This window comes from Agromyces binzhouensis, from assembly GCF_004135055.1.
GTDB classification, from domain to species: Bacteria; Actinomycetota; Actinomycetes; order Actinomycetales; family Microbacteriaceae; genus Agromyces; species Agromyces binzhouensis.
This window is the reverse complement of sequence record NZ_SDPL01000483.1, coordinates 1-2,090: the sequence shown is the minus strand read 5'-3', so window position 1 is coordinate 2,090 and position 2,090 is coordinate 1. Positions and strand designations below refer to the sequence as shown.

Genomic DNA, 2,090 nt, shown 5'->3' with positions numbered 1-2,090 from the left:
CGGCGGGCGCGCCCGACGCGGCGGGTGCGGCAGCGGGCACGGTGGTCGCGGTGCTGGTCATGACGCCTCCTGGCTGGGGGTCCGTCGAGGCTACGGAAGCCCGGTCCGGCGCCTCAACGGCGGTCCGTCACCCTGCGTCACCGCGCGACACGCGGCGCAACACGGGGGCGCCGTCGAGCGCCGCGAGCGCACTCCCGCGCGGACGTACGATTGACCCATTCGGCGCACTCGCGCCATCCGCCCCACCGAACCGGAGCACCCCACGACGTGATGACGAACGAGCCCGAGCAGCCCCGCGACCTCCGCCTCCGCATCGAGGGCGACGCCTTCCACCGGCGCGTGCCCGACGCGGATCGCGGACTGCAGCTCAGCGGGAGCCCGGAGCTCGTCATCGTCGAACCCGACGCCCAGCATGCGCGATTCGTCCGCGACGACCTCGTCGTGCGCCGCGGCCAGTACGCACTGCGGAACGGGCACGCGACCCCGCACGAGTCGATGGTCGAGGACCTCCTCGCCGTGGCATCCGCCCTCGACGCGGGCCGCGTCGACTACCTGCTCGTTCGCCGCGACGGCGGGCGGCCCGTGATCGCGGTCGACCGCCGCGACCGCAAGCGCGTCGTCCGCTCGCTCGCGACCGCGTTCGCGAACGAGCCGTTCTACTCGGCGACGTTCCTGCCGCAGAAGTCGGCCGACGCCCCGGACGTCCTCGTCGCCGACGGCATGCTCTCCACGGCGCGCAAGCCGCTGGCGGTACGCCTCTACCGCCCCCGCATCGAACCGGTGGGTCGACTGCGCTACGGTGCGGAGTCCGCGGTCCAGCTGGAGTTCTGGCGCTTCGGCGACGACGTGATCGAGGCCCCGATCGAGAACGCGCTGATGCGTCGCACGCTCCCGCGCGGCGAGGCCGTCGAGGAGACCGTGCACCTGCACGGCCGCGACTGGCGCACGCTCGAGCACATGTGGCAGCCGCTCGCGAGCGACGTCGACTTCGAGATCGACATGGTCTTCTCGTGGGTCGACGGGTCCGACGTCGAGTTCCTCCGCGAGCGCGCGAAGCGCATGCAGACCTACGTCGTCGGCGAGGGCGACGACTCCGAGGCCCGCTACCGGCAGATCGACGAGCTGAAGTACGCGCTCCGTTCGGTGTACCTCTTCGCCCCCTGGGTGCGCCGCATCTTCATCTGCACCGACTCGCGCCCGCCGGCGTGGCTCGCCAGGCACCCGAAGGTGACGGTCGTGCGGGCCGAGGACATGTTCGCCGACACCTCGGTGCTTCCGACGTACAACTCGCATGCGATCGAGAGCCAGCTGCACCGCATCCCCGGCATCGCCGAGCACTTCCTCTACTCGAACGACGACATGTTCTTCGGCCGGCCGGTCTCTCCCGACCTGTTCTTCTCGCCCGGCGGGATCACGAAGTTCGTCGAGGCCGGCACCCGCATCGGCCTCGGCGAGTCCGACCCGAGCCGGTCGGGGTTCGAGAACGCGGCGCGCGTGAACCGCGCGCTGCTGCGAGCGAGGTTCGGCAAGGTCACCACGCGCCACCTCGAGCACTGCGCCGCGCCGCTCCGCCGGAGCGTCATGGCCGACCTCGAGGCGACCTTCCCCGAGGAGTTCCGCCGCACCGCGGCGAGCCGATTCCGCTCGGCGACCGACATCTCCGTCACCAACTCGCTGTACCACTACTTCGCGCTCCTCACCGGGCGCGCGGTCGTGCAGACCGACGCGAAGGTCAAGTACATCGAGACCACGCTGCAGCGTGCCCTGCCGGCGATGAAGCGACTGCTGAAGCGCCGCGACGAGGACATGTTCTGCCTGAACGACGGCAGCTTCCCCGAGATCTCGGTCGAGGAGCGCACCGAGGCGGTCATCGAGTTCCTCGAGCGCTACTTCCCGTTCGCGGCGCCCTGGGAGAAGCCCCAGTCGGATGCCGCCGCACGTGTCGCCGCGACGGACGAACGGCCGAGCCTGACCGCCTGACGGCGTGGGCGTGGCGCCTCGCCGCGCCCCGCCCCCTAGGAGCGGAGCGCCGACGTCGACGGCGCGACGGCGAGCGGCTGGAACTCGGCGACGGGCGGCGCGATGCCGGA

The 2,090-nt window shown here is 71.7% G+C and carries 1 protein-coding gene; it reads left to right on the top strand.

The genetic code is table 11. From position 1 onward, the window contains the following. The first annotated feature begins 270 nt into the window (after positions 1-270). Positions 271-1,980 (top strand): stealth family protein, encoded by a 1,710-nt coding sequence (locus tag ESO86_RS15935; RefSeq protein WP_129235835.1) that lies wholly within the window; start codon positions 271-273, stop codon positions 1,978-1,980. The last annotated feature ends 110 nt before the right edge of the window (positions 1,981-2,090 follow it).